Annotated in this window: 21 protein-coding genes; 15 read left to right on the forward strand and 6 right to left on the reverse strand. The window is 67.7% G+C overall.

All coding sequences use genetic code 11. The annotated features are described in order from the left end of the window. Positions 1 to 190 precede the first annotated feature (190 nt). Positions 191 to 670: a lamin tail domain-containing protein gene (locus tag ACIBCT_RS37220; protein ID WP_399196711.1), complete on the forward strand. Its 480-nt coding sequence runs from the start codon at positions 191 to 193 to the stop codon at positions 668 to 670. 93 nt (positions 671 to 763) lie between these two features. After that, positions 764 to 895, forward strand: coding sequence for a hypothetical protein (locus tag ACIBCT_RS37225; RefSeq protein WP_399196712.1), 132 nt, complete (start codon positions 764 to 766; stop codon positions 893 to 895). A 113-nt stretch (positions 896 to 1008) separates the two neighbouring features. Here the strand turns inward: ACIBCT_RS37225 and ACIBCT_RS37230 are convergent, their stop codons facing one another. Beyond that, positions 1009 to 1317, reverse strand: a complete 309-nt coding sequence (locus tag ACIBCT_RS37230) for a hypothetical protein (RefSeq protein ID WP_399196713.1) — start codon at positions 1315 to 1317, stop codon at positions 1009 to 1011. A 34-nt stretch (positions 1318 to 1351) separates the two neighbouring features. Next, positions 1352 to 2146 (reverse strand): HNH endonuclease family protein, encoded by a 795-nt coding sequence (locus ACIBCT_RS37235; protein WP_399196714.1) that lies wholly within the window; start codon positions 2144 to 2146, stop codon positions 1352 to 1354. Positions 2147 to 2262: 116 nt separating this feature from the next. On the opposite strand from ACIBCT_RS37235, the gene ACIBCT_RS37240 reads away from it, so the two are divergent. From ACIBCT_RS37240 to ACIBCT_RS37275, 8 genes are all read left to right on the forward strand, one after another. After that, positions 2263 to 2400: a hypothetical protein gene (locus ACIBCT_RS37240; protein ID WP_399196715.1), complete on the forward strand. Its 138-nt coding sequence runs from the start codon at positions 2263 to 2265 to the stop codon at positions 2398 to 2400. 63 nt (positions 2401 to 2463) lie between these two features. After that, the gene (locus ACIBCT_RS37245) at positions 2464 to 3138 is read left to right on the forward strand and encodes a hypothetical protein (RefSeq protein ID WP_399196716.1); all 675 of its coding nucleotides are present in this window, start codon (positions 2464 to 2466) and stop codon (positions 3136 to 3138) included. A gap of 30 nt (positions 3139 to 3168) precedes the next feature. Continuing rightward, the gene (locus tag ACIBCT_RS37250) at positions 3169 to 4071 is read left to right on the forward strand and encodes an HIT domain-containing protein (protein WP_399196717.1); all 903 of its coding nucleotides are present in this window, start codon (positions 3169 to 3171) and stop codon (positions 4069 to 4071) included. Between the two features lie 66 nt (positions 4072 to 4137). Beyond that, on the forward strand, positions 4138 to 4374 hold the full coding sequence (locus tag ACIBCT_RS37255; protein ID WP_399196718.1) for a hypothetical protein: 237 nt from the start codon (positions 4138 to 4140) through the stop codon (positions 4372 to 4374). 200 nt (positions 4375 to 4574) lie between these two features. Continuing rightward, the gene (locus ACIBCT_RS37260) at positions 4575 to 4799 is read left to right on the forward strand and encodes a hypothetical protein (protein WP_399196719.1); all 225 of its coding nucleotides are present in this window, start codon (positions 4575 to 4577) and stop codon (positions 4797 to 4799) included. Between the two features lie 233 nt (positions 4800 to 5032). Beyond that, positions 5033 to 5989 (forward strand): hypothetical protein, encoded by a 957-nt coding sequence (locus ACIBCT_RS37265; protein WP_399196720.1) that lies wholly within the window; start codon positions 5033 to 5035, stop codon positions 5987 to 5989. Next, positions 5986 to 7785, forward strand: a complete 1800-nt coding sequence (locus tag ACIBCT_RS37270; RefSeq protein WP_399196721.1) for an exonuclease domain-containing protein — start codon at positions 5986 to 5988, stop codon at positions 7783 to 7785. The genes ACIBCT_RS37265 and ACIBCT_RS37270 overlap by 4 nt, the downstream gene beginning before the upstream one ends. Beyond that, the gene (locus ACIBCT_RS37275) at positions 7782 to 8132 is read left to right on the forward strand and encodes a hypothetical protein (RefSeq protein WP_399196722.1); all 351 of its coding nucleotides are present in this window, start codon (positions 7782 to 7784) and stop codon (positions 8130 to 8132) included. The genes ACIBCT_RS37270 and ACIBCT_RS37275 overlap by 4 nt, the downstream gene beginning before the upstream one ends. 71 nt (positions 8133 to 8203) lie before the next feature. Here ACIBCT_RS37275 and ACIBCT_RS37280 read toward each other — a convergent pair whose 3' ends face one another. After that, entirely contained in the window at positions 8204 to 9076 is an 873-nt protein-coding gene (locus tag ACIBCT_RS37280; RefSeq protein ID WP_399196723.1) for a nucleoside triphosphate pyrophosphohydrolase family protein, read from the reverse strand. Positions 9077 to 9230: 154 nt separating this feature from the next. Here ACIBCT_RS37280 and ACIBCT_RS37285 point away from each other — a divergent pair, with 154 nt between their 5' ends. From ACIBCT_RS37285 to ACIBCT_RS37300, 4 genes are read left to right on the forward strand one after another with little or no spacing between them, the layout of a single operon-like run. Continuing rightward, positions 9231 to 9458: an acyl carrier protein gene (locus tag ACIBCT_RS37285; RefSeq protein WP_399196782.1), complete on the forward strand. Its 228-nt coding sequence runs from the start codon at positions 9231 to 9233 to the stop codon at positions 9456 to 9458. Beyond that, positions 9455 to 9880: a helix-turn-helix domain-containing protein gene (locus ACIBCT_RS37290; RefSeq protein ID WP_399196724.1), complete on the forward strand. Its 426-nt coding sequence runs from the start codon at positions 9455 to 9457 to the stop codon at positions 9878 to 9880. The genes ACIBCT_RS37285 and ACIBCT_RS37290 overlap by 4 nt, the downstream gene beginning before the upstream one ends. Next, positions 9877 to 10785 carry an ImmA/IrrE family metallo-endopeptidase gene (locus ACIBCT_RS37295; RefSeq protein ID WP_399196725.1) on the forward strand — a complete coding sequence of 303 codons (909 nt, stop codon included), beginning with the start codon at positions 9877 to 9879 and terminating at the stop codon, positions 10783 to 10785. The genes ACIBCT_RS37290 and ACIBCT_RS37295 overlap by 4 nt, the downstream gene beginning before the upstream one ends. Before the next feature lie 58 nt (positions 10786 to 10843). Then, positions 10844 to 11641, forward strand: coding sequence for a hypothetical protein (locus ACIBCT_RS37300; protein ID WP_399196726.1), 798 nt, complete (start codon positions 10844 to 10846; stop codon positions 11639 to 11641). A 38-nt stretch (positions 11642 to 11679) separates the two neighbouring features. Here ACIBCT_RS37300 and ACIBCT_RS37305 read toward each other — a convergent pair whose 3' ends face one another. Next, positions 11680 to 12699 carry a nucleotide kinase domain-containing protein gene (locus ACIBCT_RS37305; RefSeq protein ID WP_399196727.1) on the reverse strand — a complete coding sequence of 340 codons (1020 nt, stop codon included), beginning with the start codon at positions 12697 to 12699 and terminating at the stop codon, positions 11680 to 11682. Positions 12700 to 12726: 27 nt separating this feature from the next. On the opposite strand from ACIBCT_RS37305, the gene ACIBCT_RS37310 reads away from it, so the two are divergent. Then, on the forward strand, positions 12727 to 13104 hold the full coding sequence (locus ACIBCT_RS37310; RefSeq protein ID WP_399196728.1) for a hypothetical protein: 378 nt from the start codon (positions 12727 to 12729) through the stop codon (positions 13102 to 13104). Between the two features lie 155 nt (positions 13105 to 13259). Here ACIBCT_RS37310 and ACIBCT_RS37315 read toward each other — a convergent pair whose 3' ends face one another. Then, entirely contained in the window at positions 13260 to 16037 is a 2778-nt protein-coding gene (locus ACIBCT_RS37315; protein ID WP_399196729.1) for a tetratricopeptide repeat protein, read from the reverse strand. Positions 16038 to 16506: 469 nt separating this feature from the next. Then, positions 16507 to 19620 (reverse strand): NACHT domain-containing protein, encoded by a 3114-nt coding sequence (locus ACIBCT_RS37320; RefSeq protein WP_399196730.1) that lies wholly within the window; start codon positions 19618 to 19620, stop codon positions 16507 to 16509. Between the last annotated feature and the right edge of the window lie 111 nt (positions 19621 to 19731).

Raw genomic sequence — 19731 nt, forward strand, 5'->3', positions numbered from 1 at the left:
GGCTACCTCAGCCCCATCGACTACGAGCAGCAGACCATCGATGGGGTGCTGCTCGCCGCATAACAACCGGTGTCCACACTTCGGGGCGAGCCCCCTGGAGCCCCAACGAAACGAGGCCCACCGGTCAACCTGGCTCACAAGCCGGCCGTCTGACCACTGCCCCACTTTTCCTAGCTTGAGGACTCCACTGGTGCGTTCCTTCCCCCTGGCTTTGTCTGCTGCCGCAATCGTGGCAGTGGCGCTCGTTCCCGTTGCGCCGACGCAGGCCGCTGCGCTGCCCGCGATCCAGATCACGAAGATTCACTACAACTCGCCAGGGTCGCCGGACAACGGGGCCAACAGCAGCCTGAACGGCGAGTGGGCGCAGCTGAAGAACACCACCAGCAGGGCGATCGACCTCGGGGGATGGACGCTGCGCGACAAGACAACCAGGCCCGATCACGTCTACAGGTTCGGGACGTTCGTTCTCGGGCCGGGAAAGACGGTCACCGTGCGGACGGGTAAGGACAGGGATACCGCCACGACCCGCTACTGGGGCCGGGCCGGAGGGACGTTCGCCTACATCTGGAACCAGACCTCGGACACCGGGTATGTGAGAGACCGATCCGGCAAACTCATCGACTCCTGCTCATACAACAACTCCCGAGCCGCATGGATCGACTGCCGATAGCCGCACGGCGCAAAGACCCTGCCTGCTTCCTTAAGGCGGGGTCTTCATCGTTTCTGCCTGCGGACGATCAGCGGCCGGAGCCAGCATGGCGGTATGGATTTTGAGCTGAGCGCCCTCATCTCCGCATTGGCCCGCCTCGACCAAGACGCCGCCCTCACCCGGCTCGCGCTCGCCGCAGGCGGAACGCAAGAGGATGCGGCTGCGATCATGCGAGGCGAGCGCTGAGCCGAGTTTTGTCATGGCTCACCGGCATGGCAGGTAGCCCGCGGGGCGCGGAGCACTGGGTGGCGACGAGCGACGCCACCCTGGGCCTGAGTAGCTATCAAAGGAGTCGCGCTTCAGGTCAGTCCTTCGGGGAGCCCGGCGCGGATGGCGCGCAAGATGGCGGTCTTCACCGCCGACCCAGTGCGGCCGGCGAGCGGGGCGGGACTGCCGGTGAGGGTGTACCACTCCTCAGCGCCGGTGTATTGCACCTGTACCTGCACCTGATCACCGGAGACGGTGATGGCGACGGTGAGATCACCGGTGATGACCCCGGCCTCGTCGGTCATCACCCCGCCCGGCCCGGCCACAGCCTTGCCCCGATATCGCTTGGCGGACGCGGTGCCAGCCACCTTGCCGACCCTCCTGCCGGTCGCCTTGCTCATCGCTGCTCCGCTCCGCCAGCCCGTCTCGCCCCTGCTACCTGCAGGTGTCCAGCATCGCAGTCAGGGTCTTCTTCTCCGGGCTGGTGACGCTGAGCGTGTAGTGCTTTTTGACCTGCACCCACGCGCGGGCGTACACGCACCAATAGGAGCGCTGGGGCGGCTGCCACTGATCGGGGCTCTGGTCGCCCTTGGAGCGGTTGGAGGTGGCCGAGACCGCGATCAGCTGCGGCCGGGTCAGGTCGTTGGCCAGCGCGCGGCGCCGCTGGGTGCTCCAGGTGTTGGCGCCCGATCGCCAGGCGTTGGCCAAGGGCACCATGTGGTCGATGTCGATGCTGGCGGCGCGGGTGTAGGTGCGGTTGTCATACACCGAACGCCAACTGCCCGAGACCGCCCGGCACTCATCATCGCGGGTGACGCCCCGTCCGTCGCGAGCCAGCACCACCTCCCGGGTGTCGCAGCCGGCGCCCTTGCGCGCTTGGCTCATCCAGTGCGGGAACTTCGCGCGGCTGTAGCCGGCCATCGACCGCGGCGCGGCGACCCTCAGGGCGCGCAGCGCGGTACGGGCCGCGGCCGCACTGATCGGGGTCGGCATACCGGAGGCGACGGCCTGCTCAACCGGCGCGGCGACCGCAGCAGAGGCAGAAGCGGAAGCGGGGGAGAGGGCGAGGGAGGTCAGAGCGGTGGCGCTCAACACGCCGGACAGCAGAAAAGCGCTTAGGCGCCGGGGGGTCAGCACCCTCCGATCATGCCCGACCAGGGGCGGCTGTAACGACAGCACGGTGTGAGCGTTCACCGCGAACACCGCGGCACAGGCTGGAAAAGTAGGCATCCGAGCTGCTCACGGGAGGCGATGTCCCGAGATGCCCTGCGGTCGATCAGCAGGTCAGGTGAGCATGACCCATGACTTTCCCTTCCTCGCCTGCCGGCTCGCCTGACGATGACTCGATGCCCGACTGGGTGCTGCAACGCACGCTGCGGATGTTGGAGCCGCACCGCCAGGTGCTGGAGCCGCTCCTTCGGGCCGCAGAGGCCGAACCTCCCGCGCAGGCCGGCGCCCTGGAGCGAGACTCCGAGGCGCTGTAACCAACCGGACATAGAAGTGTCGATTCGCTCGACATGTCGAATGGTTCGACACATGATGAGGTCATGGACGCGAACCAGACCCCCGACCCTCCCCCAGTCAATGCCCGACAGGCCGCGCTGCGGGCCCTGGCCACCTGGGCCCAGCAGCAGACCCACATCCGCCCCCGCCTGACCGCAGCGGCCTGGCGCGCCGGGACACACACCATCGCCACCCTCGCCCGCACCGCAGGGGTAAGCCGCGACACCGTCTACGCCGACCTGGCCTCCCAAGGCATCGACTACCGAGACCGCACACCGGCCGAGGTCGTCACCACCCGGCCGCCCGGCGGATACCTCCTGCAGGTGGTGCTCAAAAGCTACGGGATTTTGCACCGCGAAGCCCCTGGCGAGGAGGTCGCGCTAGCGGTGAACGTCACCACCGCGCTACGCAACCCGCCTGAGGATCCCGAGGTGCGCGAGCGGATGATCCAGCTCACCGGCCTGGATCCCGAGGTGCGCGCCTACGTGCTCGACACCCCCGGCGCCCTGGACATCGTCGGCCGCACCGCCGACCAGTTGCGCACCCTCGTCGAGCACTGGGGCAACCCCACCCACCAGATCGTCCGCGGGCACTTCGTCGGCCGCGACGGCCGCCACCGCTCGGTCGCCATCGCCGAAGAGGTCGCCACCTGGCTGCGCGCGGCCGGCTACGGCGTCGAGGTCGACCACCTCGACATCACCAAACCCGTCGTCGCGTAACCACGCCCGCAGGACCGAAGGAGCCTGATCATGACTGCCGAGTGCATCTTCTGCGAGATCGCCGCAGGCCGAGCCCCCGCCCGTGTCATCGCTGAATGGGACGACGCGATCGCCTTCACCCCCCGCTCCGGTGGCGCCACCGCCGGGCACGTCATCGTCATCCCTCGCCGGCACGTCGCCGACGTCGGCGTCGATCCCACCCTCAGCAGCACGGTGATGGCGCGCGCCGCCGAGCTGGCCGCGGGGATGGACAACGTGAACGTGATCACGTCCAAGGGGGCGGCGGCGACGCAGAGCGTGTTCCACCTGCACGTCCACGTCGTCCCCCGCCGCCAGGGCGACGAGCTGCCGCTGCCCTGGACGCCGCAGCACGAGGCGGCGGCACGCAAGGCCGCCGCCGAGGCCGCCGCGGCTCAGCCGCACTGGACCCTTGGGGAGGTGCCGGCCAACATCCGGCTGGTGTGTGCCCGGGAGCCCATCCCGGCCGGCCCCTCGGTGTTTCTCGCCGGCCCCACCCCTGAGCAGGCTGCCCCGGTGCCGTCCTGGCGGCCTGAGGCGATCGACGAGCTGGCCGCGCAATGGGATGGAGACCAGCCGCTCACCGTCTTGTGCCCCGAGTCCCGCGGGCGCCGACGCGCCGAGCGCTACGAGCACCAGGTCGACTGGGAGTCAGCGGCTCGGGATGGCGCCGATGCGATTTTGTTCTGGATCCCCAGGGACATGAAGACCCTGCCGGGCATGACCACGAACGTCGAATGGGGCCTGGATGTCCGCACCGGCCGGGCCGTGCTCGGCGCACCGAGCCAGTGCCCCTCCCCTGAGCGCAACCGATACCTGATCTACGTCGCCCACCGGCACGGCGCCCCTGTCGAGACGACCCTCACAGCCACCGTCACCGCAGCCCTGAAGATCACGAAAAGGCGACACCCGTGATCACGGTCGCCTGAACCCTCGACATCACCGCACCATCCACCCCCATCACCTGGCAGGGAGAACCTCATGGCACAGATCTTCTTCGACGGCGAGTCCATCCACATCGAGGGCATCGAGAGCATCGAGGGCGAGGACATCGTCGTCGGCGACATCACCACCGGATCGATCACCCGGGGCAACACGGTGAGCACCCACACCAGCACGAGCAGCACCGTCATCGGCCACAACGACGGCACCGTCCACCTGGGCGACGGCGACGGCGACGTCAACGGCCGCAAGAACACCAAGCGCAAGCAGAAGTGAACGCACCCCTGAGCGCGCCCGGGGCCGTCGTTACCGGCCCCGGACGCCCGCTCATCCTCGCACCCGCACCGGTCGGTGCGGACCTCTTCGCAGCAGGACGGGACAACCGTGAGGAACACCACGACCAAGGACCTGGCCGCGCCCAAGCGCCGGGCCGAGCAGAGGGCCAGGAAAGCCGAGCGCACCTTCGCAGGCCGGCCGTGAGCACCCGCTGGAGTGCCGCCCAGGTCTTCGACATGGCCACCCACATCCGCACCTGCCGCGTCTGCGGAGACGGCGGCCGGGACCCTGAGATCAGCGCGGGCCTGACCGAGGACTGGCCGCCGGAGGAGATGGCCGACTTCATCTCCTGCGGTCATCACCCGGCCTGGCTGGCCCTGATGAACACCAACCGCCGGACGCCGCCCCCTTCCCCCGGGGCCTGACAGAGGTCGATCGTGAGCGGCCTGCCGGATGCGATGGAAATTCTCGGCGGGCCGCTCTACTCTTCGGAGGCAGTGGCGGCTCGTGCCCGCCCGCTTCCGAACCGCCGGCCCCACGCGCCGGGCGGTGATGAGGACAAGGAGCAGAGCTCCGCGCGAATGAGACGACTTCGCCCTGCTGATGCTGATCGCGACCTGGGCGGGGTGCGTGGGACCCCGGCCCATGAGGACCGATCATGGCGACCGACAATCGCAAGCGCGCCATCCGAGAGCGGATGGCCACCACCGGCGAGCCGTACAGCCAGGCCGCCCTCCACGTCGACCACTCCGCTCCCGACCTCCGCTTTTTGGCTGAGCTCCCCTACGCCGCGGGCCAGACGGTGGACCTGCGCCTGGCGGCCGCCACCGTCGCGGGCTGCCGGGCGGGATGCGCCTCGTGTCAGAAGCTGCTCATTCCCCGTCTGCTCGCCGACCGGCCCACTGTCGCGGTGCTCGCGGGCGGTGTCTACGGGCTGTGGCCCACCGCGGGCCCGCTGGCTTCCCCGCCGACCCGGGCATGGCACCCGCTGGTGCGACAAGCACACGACAGCGGCGAAGGCACCCGGGCGTGGGCGGCGATCGAGGCGATGAGCGACGGCGACCTCGCACAAGTCCTGGACGACGCGCTCGACCACTGGGCCGCCGGCGGCGCCACCATCGCCTCGCCGGTCCTGCTCGACCTGCCCCACGACCAGGCCGACGAGGACGAGGCCGACGACGGGCCGCCGGTGAGCTACGTCCTGTACCCGGGCACGGTCACCTCCCCCGCCGGACCGCTGCCCACCCTTGTGCTGGCCCCCGAGTCCTCCGGCGCCGGCGTCGAGGACCTGCGGGCCCGCTGCGCCTCGCACGGCTGGCAGTCCTGGGACCTGATCGCCTCGCCCGAGGTCGACCCGGCCTGGCGCATCCGGGCCGAGATCGCCTCACGCTCGATCGAGGAGATCGCCCACGTCGACGCCGAAGGGGGGGACGACATCACCCTGTGGCAGGCCCCGGAGGCGGTGCGGCTGCCCGATAACTGGTGGGACCTGCTTGATCGCGTCCAGCACGTGCTGTTGTGCGGCCCGGTCGCCGACAGCAGCCAGGCCGCGCTGGAGAACGCCGCCCGCGCCGGGGACTTGATGGCCGTGATCGGACGGGTGAGCTTCCTGTGAGCACCGACCAGACCACGACGACCACGAAGGCCGCCCGCCGCAGGACCGCCCACACCGCCACCCAGTTGCAGGAGGCGATGGGCATCAGCGCCGACCAGCTCGCCCGCGCCCGTGCGGCCGAACTCGTCCCGCCGCCGGACATGAAGACCCCTCGCTGGTCGGGACCGGTCGTCGACGACCTGGTGGCCAGGCGCCAGGAGATCCTGGGCAGCCTGCCCGACGACCTGGACGAGGCGCAGCTTCGTGAGGCGCTGGGCATGAGCTGGGGCGACTGGAAACGCGCCCGGGAGGCCGGGGTGCTGCCCGCGCCGGACCGGGGCGAGTTCTGGACCCGGGCCCTGGCCGACGAACTCATCGGCCGCGCCGAGCAGCTGCGCGCCGCGACGCCGCCGCAGCCGCTGGGGGCCCGCCGCAGCGCCGAGGTGCTCGCCGAGCTGACCGGCTTGGCGGTGGCCGCCGCCGATATCGAAGATCTGGCCGAGCGTGGCCTGACCAGCGTGGTGGGCGACTACAAGGGCTGGGAGCTCTACGACGTCGCCGCGCTGCACGCCCTGGCCGCCGACGAGCAGCACCTGGCCGTCCTGGCCGACCTGGTCGGGGTGCGCACCGCGTGGCTGGCCGACTCGCTGGAGCCGCGCGAGGCGGCCGCCTTCTTGGGCTGGAAAGAGGCCGACCTGACCCGCGTGGTCGCCGAGCGCACCATCACTCCGGGCCGCTTCGGCCGCTTCGGCCGGGCCGACCTCGCCGCCCTGGCCCAGGACGAGGACCTGATGGAAAGCGTCCGCGGCGAGCAGCTGCTGGGACCCGACCAGGCCGCGGTGCACCTGGAGATGCGTCGCACGGACCTGGACTACATCGTCGCCGCCGGATGGGTCAGGCCCGCCGCCTACGCCACCCGCGAGGTGGGCGTGCGCAAGAGCGTCGAGGTGCCGCTGTATCGGGTGGCCGACCTGGAGGCCGTCTTGACCGATGTGCCCGGCGTGGACTGGGAGGCCGTACGGGCGGTCAAGTCCGGCGAGCCTTCCCCGCTGCGCGAGCACACCCGCCTGCCCGCCACCCGGGCCGCCGCCGTCCACGCGTTTTGCACCCAGCTCGGCGACACCTACTCGGTGGAGGTCTGGCCGCGCTGGTGGAACGCCGGCGACACGTGGACGATCGACTGGGAGCTCAACGAGGACGGCCACCCCACCAAGGCCGAGGTCGCCGCGGCGCTGGCCGCTCACCACGGCGCCCGCCCGTACGCCGACCAGATCACCCTGTCCACCGCGGTCGGCCGCGTCATCCGCTGGGCCCGCACCTGTCAGCAGCCCGGCGAGGCCGTCGTGCTTGACACCGAGACGACGGGCCTGCACGGCGTGATCGTGGAAATTTGCGTTCTGGACGCCTGCAACGGCCGGGTGCTGCTGGACACCCTCGTCCGTCCGGAAGGCGTGGGGGTCGAGCCCGGCGCCCGGGCCGTGCACGGCATCACCGACGCCGAGCTGGCCGACGCACCCACCTGGCAGCAGGTCCTGCCCGACCTGCTGGCCGCGATCGGCGATCGCCGCATCCTGGCCTACAACGCCGACTTCGACCGCCGGGCCGTGGCGGCCACGCACGCCAACGCCGGACTCGATCCAGCCGTCCTGCCCGGCGGCGACCGGTGGGAGTGCCTGATGGAGGCCCTGTCCACCTGGTACCGCATCGGCCGGTGGCTGCCGCTGGACGGTGGCCACCGGGCACGGGCCGACGCCCTGGCCGCACTCAACGTTTTGCGCACTCTCGGCGCCCCCTGCCAAGACGGACAGCGCGCATGACGGCCCCCTGCCCGCCCCCCGCACCTCCAGCGGCCGACGCGGTGCACGACCGCCTGGTCCACGCCCCCGGCCTGCGGTCGGCGATCCTGCGGTGGATCTGGGGACGGCCCGGACCCGATGGAGGCTGGCGCCTGCAGCTGCCAGGCGCCCCCGAGGACCAGGCGCTGCGCCCGCCCCGGCGGGGTCTTTCCCCCGAACAGGTCAGCGCCTGGATGGACCAGACGCTGGCTGCGCACGGCTGGCAACGCGCCGAGCCGACCTCGTGGCCACCGGCGCCGGACACGCTGCCGCGCTTCGTGACCACCATGGCGGTCATCCCAACACCACCACAGTCCAAGATCGAATGAGACTTTTCCTGATCCTTCTTCAAGGCGGCCCACTCCTGGCGGGCCGCTGGCGTTCGCGGGCCGGGCTGCGGTTACTCGACAGTTAGCGTCTGCTGGTTCAGGTCGAGGTGAAGGGTGCCTCCTCCGTTCGCGCGAAGCTGTCGCCAAGCGGCGTATCCGGTCATGATCGCCTGTTCCCAGTCGGCCGCGCGCAGGACGCTCACTTCGAGGTGGGAGGTCATGGTGGCGATGGTCTTGAGGAACTCGTGGTCGATGTGGCGCACGTTCTCGAAGTAGCCGTGGCGGGCGGCGTAGGCGAACACAAGCGCGGAGATGCCTTCTTCGATGGCGATGGCGCGGCCGCCATCTTCGGCCTCGTCGATCCTGGGGTCGCTCTTGCGTTTGCAGCGCAGCAGGAAGCGTGTGACGGGGGACCAGCCCAGGACGGCGGCGTGGGCCAGGTGGAAGACATCGTGAAAGCGGTAGTCGTCGTCGATGTGGGAGGAGTCGGTGAGGGGGTCTCCGCACGGCCTGCCGTCGTGGGTCAGTACCGCGACGCTGCGGCCATCGCGGTCGCGTTGTTGCAGGGTGAAGGTGAGGGTGGCTTGTCGCGGGAGTTGTTCAGCCTGGGGGAAGGTGGCGTCGAAGAAGACGCGCTCAGCCGTGGGGGTGGTAAGCCACCAGTCGTTGATCTTTACGAGGCTTGCGGCGGCGACGTCTTCCAGGTCGAGGTCGAAGCGGTGCGCGAGGGCCGCGACGTACCACAGGACGTCGCCGAGTTCCTCGCGTAAGAGATGCTTGCCGGAGGCCATGCCAGGCCCATCGCGCAGGTGCTTTTTGTAGGCGGTGGCCAGAGATCCGACCTCACCGGTCAGGCCGAGCAAGGGGACCATCACAGGGTCGGCGCCGGGGGCGGCGGGCTGAAGGGTCTTGATCGCCGCTTGTTGGTAACGGTTGAAGTGCATCACGCCTCCTGTTGGATAACCCGGCACGACCGTCGGCATCGCCGACGTTGTCGTATAGTAGAACAGTGATGCCGGATAATCCGACGAACGGGAGAGACTCCTGAAAACGCTCGAGCCGTCCCTGGAGGACATCGTCACCCTCGTCCTGGAACTCCTGGCGCAACGACAAGACCGCGACCCCGGCGAACTGCGCATGGAACTGGAACAGAGTGGCCAGGAGCTGCCGGTCAACTCGATCCTGGTCGTCGAGATCTTGACCCAGGTCGAGGAGCGCTACGGCATCACCGTTCCCCCCAACGAAGAAACCGCCCGCTCCACGCGGTCTGTGTACACCTTCGCCGCCACCGTCTTGAAGGTGATCAAGGAAAGGCACCACTCATGACCCCTGCTTCGGCCGACGCGCGTAACCGCGACCCCGAACTGGACCTGCTCGCCGAACGACTGCGTCACACCCGCGACTACCTGGGCATGTCACAGCAGTACGTGTGCGACATGACCGGCATTCCACGCTCCGCGGTCAGTGACATCGAACGCGGCGCCCGGCGCGTCGACAGCTTGGAGCTCAAGAAGCTCGCCCGCCTCTACACCCGGCCGGTGTCTTACTTCCTGGCCAAGGAAGAAGACGCCGATCCGGGTGAGCATGCCCTGGCCGGGATGCCCCGCGCCCTAGTCGGCCTGACCGCTGGGGACTGGGAGGAGGTCCTCAGTTTCGCCGAGTTCTTGAAGTACCGGCGCGCCCAGGAGGAGGCACCGGACACAGAGCAAGGCGGCGGACACGTGACGCCGTCCAGGCTGGCTGAGTGAACTGGGACGTCGCCCACGCGGTCGCCGCGATGGCGGCCGTGCAGGCCCACCGCGACCTGGGAATCGATCGCGACGACTACGTTGACGTGCACGGCGCGTTACGAGAAGCCGGGCTGGTCGGGATGGCGCGGCCCATGCCGCGCCTGTTTGGCATCTACTTTTCCCCGCATGACGGCGGGCCGGCGGTGCTCCTGAACGAAAAATTGGACATCGTCATCCAAAGGCATACAGCGGCACATGAGTTAGGTCACCACTGCCTGGAGCATGGCACCGCCCTCGACAAGGAACTGGACCGTACCGTCGGCTGGGGGGATGGCAGTTGGCCCGATGAGGAGAAGACCGCGGAAGCCTTCGCAGCGTGGTTCCTCATGCCCCCGCCCGCAGTGGGCTCGGCGCTGCGGCGAATCGGTGTCGAGCGCCCCCGAATGCCCGAACACGCCTACCAAGTAGCCCGCTGGCTAGGCACCTCCTACACCGGGACCGTGAACCACCTGCACCGGCTGCGGCTCCTGACGCGAGCACAAAAGGCCGCCTGGCTAAAAACCAAACCCGCCGCGATCAAGACGGCGTTGGCCGGTGGCCCGGTGCCCAGCAAGGCACATGTCCATGTGATCAACATGACCGCTCACCAGGCGACGGTGCGGGTGGACATGGGCGACCTGGTCGTGCTGCGCACTCCCGGCGCTCACTTTGACGCGCTACCTGACTGCCTGGTCCCCGCCGACAACCCCGAAGGGCAGCTGTTTTGGGACGAGGATGCCCCCGCAACTGTCGCAGAGGTCACCGACGCCCTCACCGGCACGGCCACGGTAACGATCCGCGTGCCGGGCGCTGCCGATTTGCTTGAGGTCACCGTCGCGCGGCAGTCGCCGCGCGTCGGCGTCCTGGAGCTTTGGCCGACCTGACCGCGCCGACCCCAGCTCTTGCCAGGCCGCGCTAGCCGTCACGATCTCAGGAGCACTGATGCACACCTTCAGCGTCGCCGCGAAGAACACCTCCCTAGCCTGGGCCGCCGCCTGCCGGGCCTTGGATGTGAAAACCAATCCGGGACAGAAAGGTTTTCACACCGTGGTCCGCATCGCTAACGCCGCTGCCGAGGACCCGCAGGTGCGGGCTCAGTTCGACCAGGTCCGTGACAAGCACGGATATGCGCCCATCGAAACGGTCGCCAACACCCTCTTCCCCGCCGGGCTGGCAGCCACCTGCTCCTCCCCCGAGGAACTGGTGCACCGCTACCAACAGATGTACGAACCGCTCATGCGCATCGACCCGCAAAACAGGAGCGGAACCTACTTCGGCCGCATCGTCGCCTACCCCGGCAAGAAAGGCCCGGTCGACCAGCTGACCACCCTGATCGCCCGCATTCGCCTACAGACCTCTGGCCGAGGGCCGATGAGCGCCGCCTACGAGATGGACGTCGTCCACCCTCACGACACCGAACCGGAGGAGGGCACTTGGTCGACCTCGGTTCACGTCGCCGGCACCGACAACAAGTACCGCGGTTTCCCGTGCTTGAGCCATTGCTCGTTCCAGCTGGATCGCGCGCACACCCTGCACGCGGTAGCCCTGTATCGCAGCCACTACATGGTGGCCCGCGCTTATGGCAACTACCTGGGCTTAGGACGCCTACTGGCCTACCTTGCCCAGCAGGCGAAAGTACATCCGGGCAGCCTGACGGTGATCGCCGGCCACGCCCAGATCGAAAAGCACGTCACCGCCATCCGTCCGGTGATTCAGAACCAGACGCAGCTGTCTGCCTGATCAGCGCACCGGCTGCCGGGCTCTCACCGGCTGGAGTGTTAAGCGTTGACTCCCCACTTGGGCGGGAACCACGCGCTCAAGGGGGCGGCATCGGCCCGGTACAGCTGCTTGATGCGGCTACGCCCGCTGATACCGGCGACCTCCGGGTGCACCACTCGCGCGTACTTGTCGACCTCGCAGAACAGATTCTGGCAGTCGATCAGCTGCAGGGGACGACCCCGTAGCCCCTCAAACGACAGCCCAAGACGACCGAAGTGCTCTTGCTGGGTGTCCGCCATGTAGCGGATCACCTCAGCCTCCAGGCCGCCGGCCGCAGGACCGAAGCATTTACGGATCCCATCGCGAGCTCCTGGGCCCGGAACGACGAAGTCCATCTCCGAGAAGGGCATCTGCGCCGCGTAGTTCAGGTCGATCAGGTACTGGTAGGCCAGGAACGGGCCGATCGCCGGAAAGGCCAGCAGCACCTCATACGCCTCGCGCATCGACGCGGCCTGCTGCACCCGCTCCGGCGCCTCCTGGTCCATCATCAATGCGATAAGCCGCAGGTGGTTGCTGTGCTTGCGTTGCTCCCCCAGCGCCGGCGGAGGAGTGATGTAGGCCGCGGAATACAGCCGATCCCCCGCCGCGAACGTCTTCGACAGCACGCCGTCCAGGACCCGAAAGTCATAGCCGCTCCAGGTCACCTCACCTAGATGCTTCTCCAGGAGCTGCCACGTTTGGATCTTGTTGAAGACCTTGAACAGCACGGTGCGAAAGAACACCTCGCGCCACTGTTGATCTCCGCGGTAGGACACTTGGCCGATCAAGTACTGGCTGACCCGGTCCGCAGCGCGAAAGCAGTTCGTGAAGCGGTGTTGTGCCAGTACCGGATCCTGGCATGCGGGCGGTGGCGCCTCCCCCAGTCGCGCGAGGTACACCTGCTGCCTGGCTGCGGCAAAACGCCAATAAGTGTCGAAGACCGGCGTGGGCCGCAGCATCCGCCCGGCGATCCTCACCGCAGCAGGCGGCTCACAGTCTTGTGTCTGTGGCCGGGACGGGGCTTGCAGCATGCTCACCATGCACGCAATATATATTGAATATAGATCATGATCAGCGTGGGAGCGGCGATGAAACTGCTGTGGCGCGCTCAACGCCGCAACACCCTGGTCACCTGGCCCCAAGCCGTCGACGATCGACTCGAGCAACTCGTCGCGGCCGGACTCGCAGCCCGCGAGAACGTCAGCCGCTCCCAACTGCTCGCCGCCCTCGTGGTCAACACCGAGGTCTCCCCTGAGCACATCGCCGCCCTGATACAGACATATCGCAGCATGAGCGCCGACGCCCTGGATAACACCTCGGCTTCCAGTGCCGCTGAGAACTGGCCGGAGGTCCGTCATCCAGGCCCCCGCCGGGGCGCACACCGCCCGAAACCACGACGCGGCGCCCAAAAAGCAGGAAGCGCTGATGACCCCGATGGTTCCTAGGAGCCCGCTTCCGCTCACGAAACTCACCAACCGAACCCTGCTTTTAATGGACACCGTCGCCCACCCGGAGGCGCTGCGCGAGGCTGACGCCGACGCTCGCGTGGCTGGGCCTACTGATCTGACAGGTCGCCACGTCCAGCAGGCGGATCTTCCCTTCACGGCTCTTGTGGAGCCTTCTTGATCCAGTTGGCGAGGTCGCTCCGGGTTCTCAGTGTGTTGGGGTGTTCAGCTCCTTGTACCCGCTCGCGCACCGGGAGCAGCTGCATCAACATCTCCCGTGCCTCCACCGCATCTCCTGCCTCCCCTGTCCAGTGGGCAAGCTCATGCCGAGTGGCCAGGGTGCTGGGGTGCTCAGCTCCTAGTACCCGCTCACGCATCGGAAGTAGCTGTGCCAACATCTCCCGTGCCTCTATTACATTTCCAATCTCTCCCGTCCAGCGAGCGAGGTTGTGCCGAGTAGCCAGCGTGCCGGGATGCTTACCGCCCAGTGCCCGTTCGGCCACTGGAAGTAGTTGCGCCAACATCTCCCGCGCTCCCACCACGTCCCCCGCCTGTCCTGTCCAGGAGGCAAGGTCGTTTCGGTTGGTCAGCGTGTCGGAGTGCTTGGCTCCTAATACTCGCTCGCGCACCGGGAGCAGTTGCGTCAACATCTCCCGCGCCTTCGCTGTATCTCCCGCCTGTCCTGTCCAGCGGGCGAGATTGTGCCGGGTAGCTAGCGTGCTAGGGTGCTCGACTCCTAGTACTCGCTCGCGCACCGGGAGCAGCTGCGTCAACATCTCCCGCGCTTTCACTGCATCGCCAGCCCGTCCTGTCCAGGAGGCGAGGTTGTTTCGGTTGGTCAGTGTGTCGGGGTGCTCTGCCCCCAGCACTCGTTCACGCACGGGGAGCAGCTGAGCGAACATCTCCCGCGCTTTCACCGCATCGCCAGCCCGTCCTGTCCAGGAGGCGAGGTTGTGGCGGGTGGCCAGTGTGTCGGGATGCTCTGCCCCCAGCACCCGCTCACGCGCTGGAAGTAGCTGCGCCAACATCTCCCGCGCCGCCATCACATCCCCCGCCCGTCCCGTCCAGCGGGCGAGATTGTGCCGGGTGGTCAGTGTGTCGGGATGCTCGGCTCCCAGCACACGCTCAACTACCGGAAGCAGCTGGGTGAGCATCTCTCGTGCTCCCACCGCGTCCCCGGTCCTTCCTGTCCAGGAGGCGAGGTTGTGTCGGGCGGTTAGGGTGTGGGGATGCTCGAGGCCTAGTTGATCGCTTATCGCGGTTAAGCGTTGATGTTGCAGGGCGTGGGCGGTGCGCCAGTCGCCGACAGCATCCAGGTAGATGATGACTTTGCCCATGGCGACTGAACCAGGGGCGAGGGCAGCGCGGGCGTGTGGCAGCAGTTCGGTATACACCGCTCGGTTCGCCAGCGCTTTGGCGTCGTCCGGTAAGGCGGCCTGCAATAGGGCGGCTGCATGGCGCTGTGTGCTTTCGTGTTCGTCGGTGGTCAGGGTGGCTAGGGTGGCGGCTTGGACCAGGCGGTGCACGCTGACCGCGGTGCCGTCGGCCGAGCGGCCGATCACGCTGTAGGAGGCCAGCACCCGCAGCGCCTCGGCCACCTCTGTCTCACCGGCGTTGCCGGTGTCGCACATGCCGTACAGCACCTGGCATGGCAGGAGCTCAGGGGCGTAACAGGCCAGCAGACGCAGGATATTGATCGCCAGCGGGTCGGTCTGACTGATGCGGTCGGTGGTGATCGCCAGGGAGCGGCCCACCACCTCCTCCAGCAAACCCGGTCGGCCGGTGTCCGGGGCGGGGGTGGTGCGCAGCAGGCGCAGGTAACGGGCCAGGTTCATGCCGGGCACGGTGGCGATGTAGGCGCCGGCGTGACGCAGTGCCAGCGGCAGCCCGTCCAGCTCGGCGGCGAGCTCTTCGGCCAGGGCTTGGTCCCAGGCGGTGGCCTCGCCGATCAACTCGCGCAACAGCGTCACCGCCGCGGTCTGCTCCAGTACGCCCAGGCGCACCACGGTGCCCACGTCGCTCCAGTCGGTGCTGCGGCGGCTGGTGATGAGCACATGGCCGGTGTGCAACCGCCCCAGATACGGCTGCACGTGGGCGGGGTCGTCGGCGTTGTCGAAGACCAGCAGCCACCGTCGGTGGGCACTGAGCCAGGCCAGCGCCCACGCCTCGGCCTCACACACCGTGGCGTGGGCGGCGGCCGCCGAGGACACGCTCGCGCACAACGCCCGGCACAGCCCAGCCAGGCCCGCCTGGGCGGCGTCGGCGCCGTCGGCGTCGATCCACCAGATCAGGTCGTAGTCGTGGCGGCGGCTGGTGGCGTGGTGCAGGGCCAGCTCACTCTTGCCGATGCCACCCAGCCCAACCACGGCCTGAGCGATCACCCCCGGCCCCTGACCAAGTACCTGGGCCAGGGTTCGCAGGTGGTCCTCGCGGCCGACGAACACCGCCGAAGCCCGCCGCGGCAAACCGATCAGGCCATTGACCGGCACCTGTGCCACCGGTGGCAACGCCAGCCCGGCTGTAGCTGCCCCAGCCGATGAGGTGTTCAGGGTGATCGAGGAGTTCGCGCCGGTGACGATGACGCCGGAGTTGTCGCGGCCGATCGTGGCCGCGCTGGTCCCGTCGGCTTTCACCTGGGTGGTGGTCATGCCGGTAACCGGGCCGTGGAAAGTCCCGCCGGACAGGTCGACGTGATTCTCGCCACCGGTCTCCGCAGGCGGTGCCTCGCCCATAGACGAGGAAGAGCGAAGCTGCAGTACCAGGGCGGTGCCGGCGATGAGCAGACCGGCCAAGCCGGTGAACATGCTGATCACGCTGGCGCGTTGGTCCAGCACCGCCAGCACCTCGTTCGGCAGGTCCAGCGGGTCGGTGAAGAACCCGACCAGCCCCGCGCCCAACAATCCCAGCGACACGACCACCGCCACAACGGTCACGGCGCCACGGGTGCGGGAGCGGCCCAGAGGCTGAGGTGCGTTCTCAGGACTTGGCGACGATGAATAGGACGGCACGTCTTCCAGCTTGACGCCGACGGGCGAAGAGCCAAGCGCAATTGCTGACCTGTTACCGATTCCCGGCCAGAACGGACGCTATGCCCACTCTCACTCCCACTCGAAGCGTCGGAGCCCTTCCTCGTGGCCGACCATGGTCAGCACCGGCATCTGACCACCCTCACCACTCAACTGCAGTGGGTAGCGGTCCGGGACAACGTGGTCGGCCGTCGACCAGGAGATGCTGGTCGTCGGTGTAGGCGATCGCGTCGGATATGACCAGCACGGCTCGACGATGACTCGTGTGCCGGTCCGGTATTTGGCGTATATCTGGATTCTTCAGCATCGAACCGGCAAAGAGGTGGGCCGGTGGGCGGGTAGCTTGTTGACCTAGCCACTGTCGTTCCCAGAGGTATCAGGTTTCGATATCGCCGAACGCCTGCCGTGCCCAACGTTGGATTTGGGGGTGGCGCTGCTGGAAATCGGCCGTGAGGACGGTTCGCTCGAACCAGGGCAGCATGTTCGCCCGGTCGAGGGCGGGAATCCTCTCGGCGTCTGCGGCGAGTTGGCGCAACACGATGGCAAAGTAGGCGTTTTTGCTGGTGATGTCCTCATGGGCATGACTGCACTCGATGACTTCCAGGCAGATTTCGTACACGCTGATGAGTTCGTTCACGACGTGGCTCTGGCCCGAGGTGAGCCAGAGACTCACCAGAGCGTGGGCCATCGACCGGGCGCGCCCGTCGGGCCGGGAAGAGAACTCGGTGATCGCCTCACCGCGGTCCAGGTCGGATTCGGGGATCAGTGACAGGGCAGCGAACGGCTCTAGGCCATGCCAGGCGGCGTCTTCGGCCAGGTCGCAGGTGAAGTAACTTTCCCGGCGCAGGTCTTTGGTCATGACGCGGCGCCATCCTCCCTGACGCATAGGGTGATCTTCAGGCATCCTCTGGGACCAGAACGGGTCGAGCGCAGGTGCTGTCCACGGCCCCATGCTGAGGACCACATCCCGCTCCCCGGCGTGCCAGATCCGCTCCAGCCGCATGGCTTCCGCGAGGCTGCGCCACCCTTCGCCGCTGAACTGTGATCGCCAGAGAAAAGCGCAGTTACGCCATTCCGAAGCCGGATACCGGGAGCGCGGGAAGAGTTCCCGGCTGGCGACCGGAGCGCCCACGAGCGTGACCAGCAGGACCAGATTGGCCGAGTAGACGGCGTGTCGGGCCGGCGGGGTGCGACGTTCCGGCTCGTAGTCGGCGTGTGTGACGTCTTTGACCGCCTGCATCGAGGTATGGAAGTAGGCCAGGAGAAGACTTCGCAACGCCTGAGTGCGAGCAGGACCGAAGCGCCGGCACAGGGTGGCGAGAAAACCCATGACCTGTCCCCGCGTGGTCAGCGGGGAGAAGGAGAGCAGCGCACGCAGGAAGCCCGCCTCGGCGGCTGTCCGGTGGCGGGTTGTTGCCACCTCGGTGACCGCCACCAGATCGGTGAGTTCCCGGGCGATAAGCCGGGCCACCAGGAACTCGCCGAACGTCGCGTGCAGGAACTCACACGTGGTGACCCGGGTGTCGTCACGGATCGCCTGCGCCTGGTGGACGAAGAAGAATCGGCCGATGACGATCTGTGCCGGGGTGGAGGGGAGGGCGAAACTCATGACGGGACGTTGGGGCGCGGTGCCGAGCAGCGCGGTGAGGTCAGCGTTGAGTTCTTCCTCGGTCGCCCACTGGCGGCCGCGGTTGAACATGGCGAAGGCAGCCACGGCCAGGCGTAGTAACTCCTCTTCCACGGCTTCGCGTAGTGGCTCGCCGTGCGTCGCGGGGCTGGTTTTGCGGATCTCCCGTTCGACGAAACGCACCAGGATCCGGTCGTAGAGGTCGGCGGGGTCGAGATTTTCGCCGTGTTGTTGCAGCGCGTTGCCTGATGCGTCATACAGAGCGAGCATTAGCAGCAGGAGCGGTTGTGAGGCCAGATCACGCTGATGCATGACCACCTGCGCCGATAGCGGTATCAGGTCGCGCTCGGCCAGGTAGGAGGCGTTGGCGGCGTTCCACACCGCAAGCCACCGGCTGATCTGCTCGCCGGTGAAGGGTTCAAGGCGTACGGCCACGGCGCCGCCGGCCGGGATGCGTGCCCGGTCGGCCACCGCGGTACGGCTGGTGACGATGACGGCCACGGGGCGCCCGTGGTCGGCCTCGCGTTCCTGAAACCGGGCGATCTGTTCCAGGAAGTCGCTCTGGCCGATGTTGGTCGCTTGGAGCAGCTCATCGAACCCATCCAGCAAGATCACCGCAAGTGCGTCTCCGGCCGAGCGGGCCAGCGTGGGCCACGACAGGCTCTCACCGGTGGCATCCCGGATCGCATGCTCGATCTGGGACTGCAGATCGGTGTCTGCGGGTACCTCGCGTAACAGGACGCGGATCGCCATGAAGTCGTTGGCGGGCAGGCGCGCCGACAAAACCTTCGTCAGCACCGACTTTCCCGACCCTGGCTGGCCGAGCACGATCAGCGGGCACTGCGTCGCGTGGGGAGAGGTCAGGTGACCGATCAGGAAACTCTGCAGGTCATCGCGCTGAGGATGGTGTTCCCACCATGACTCCTCATCCAGCTGGTCGGAGACGACGACGGGGGCGACGCGGAAGTCGGGGTTGATGTAGGCATCGCCCAAGGTGGGAATGACCAGTCCATCAGGGGCGTCACCGGTCATCACGATGGGACGCTCCAGCTGCTTGCGGTAGCGGCGTGCGAGTCCTTGCCGGCGCTCATCGGGCAGGCGCCCACTGGAGATGTCCTCCAGCACCTGCGCGAGCCCTTCCAAACCGACGGCGAGTTCGCGCACCTTCTGCCTGGTCGCTTCGTGATCCAGCCGCTCGGTCCAGAACGCCACCTCGGGGAAGTCCACCGCCAGGCGCCTGAAGAGCTCCTCATAACGGCGAGTGGCTGCATCAGGAACGGTCTCGGCCAGGACATGGGCGAAACGTTCGCGCGAGGGCGAGGGCAGGGATTCCCACACCGGCAGGTCGCTCAGGTAGGAGATGAGGTCTTCACCGAGCAGGCGGTAGAAACGGTGCAGTTCCTCGGCCATGGTGCCGGGTCGGTCGCGGACAGAAGGTCCCGGGATGTCACCTTTGATGAGCAGGGCCGTCAGAGTAGCCGACCGCCTCGACGAAAGGACTTCCCCGGTCGCCAACCCGACCTGTGTACAGGTGTCCAGTCGTAGCCGAGCGGCGTTGAACGGCAGCTCCACCTGGTGCACGACGTCGAAGTACGCGGTGACCACCAGCACTTTTTGAGCGGCGGTCAGGCGGTCGGTGCGATCGAAGCGGCTGAGCCCCCTCAGCCGGTCACTCAATCCGTTCACCAGCTCATGGCTCAGCCGGGCCAGTTCTCCCTTGGCATCGAACAAGCTGAGGGCGAGTTCACTTCCCCCACCCGTCGCCGCGAGCAGCACACCACCGGTCAGCCGATCGAGCGCTTCTACCAGAGCACCACCTCCAAGCAGCTTGGCCGCGTCCGCATACGAAAGCCTTCGTGGCATGACATCTCCGCAGAAGGGGGGCTTCCATTCTGGCCAACGAACCACAGCGACGAGTGACAAGCCACCGGAGAAGAACATGCAACGGGGCCAGCCACCTCACGAGGAATCTCA

It is taken from the genome of Streptosporangium sp. NPDC050855 (genome assembly GCF_044456585.1).
Taxonomy (GTDB): Bacteria; Actinomycetota; Actinomycetes; order Streptosporangiales; family Streptosporangiaceae; genus Streptosporangium; species Streptosporangium longisporum.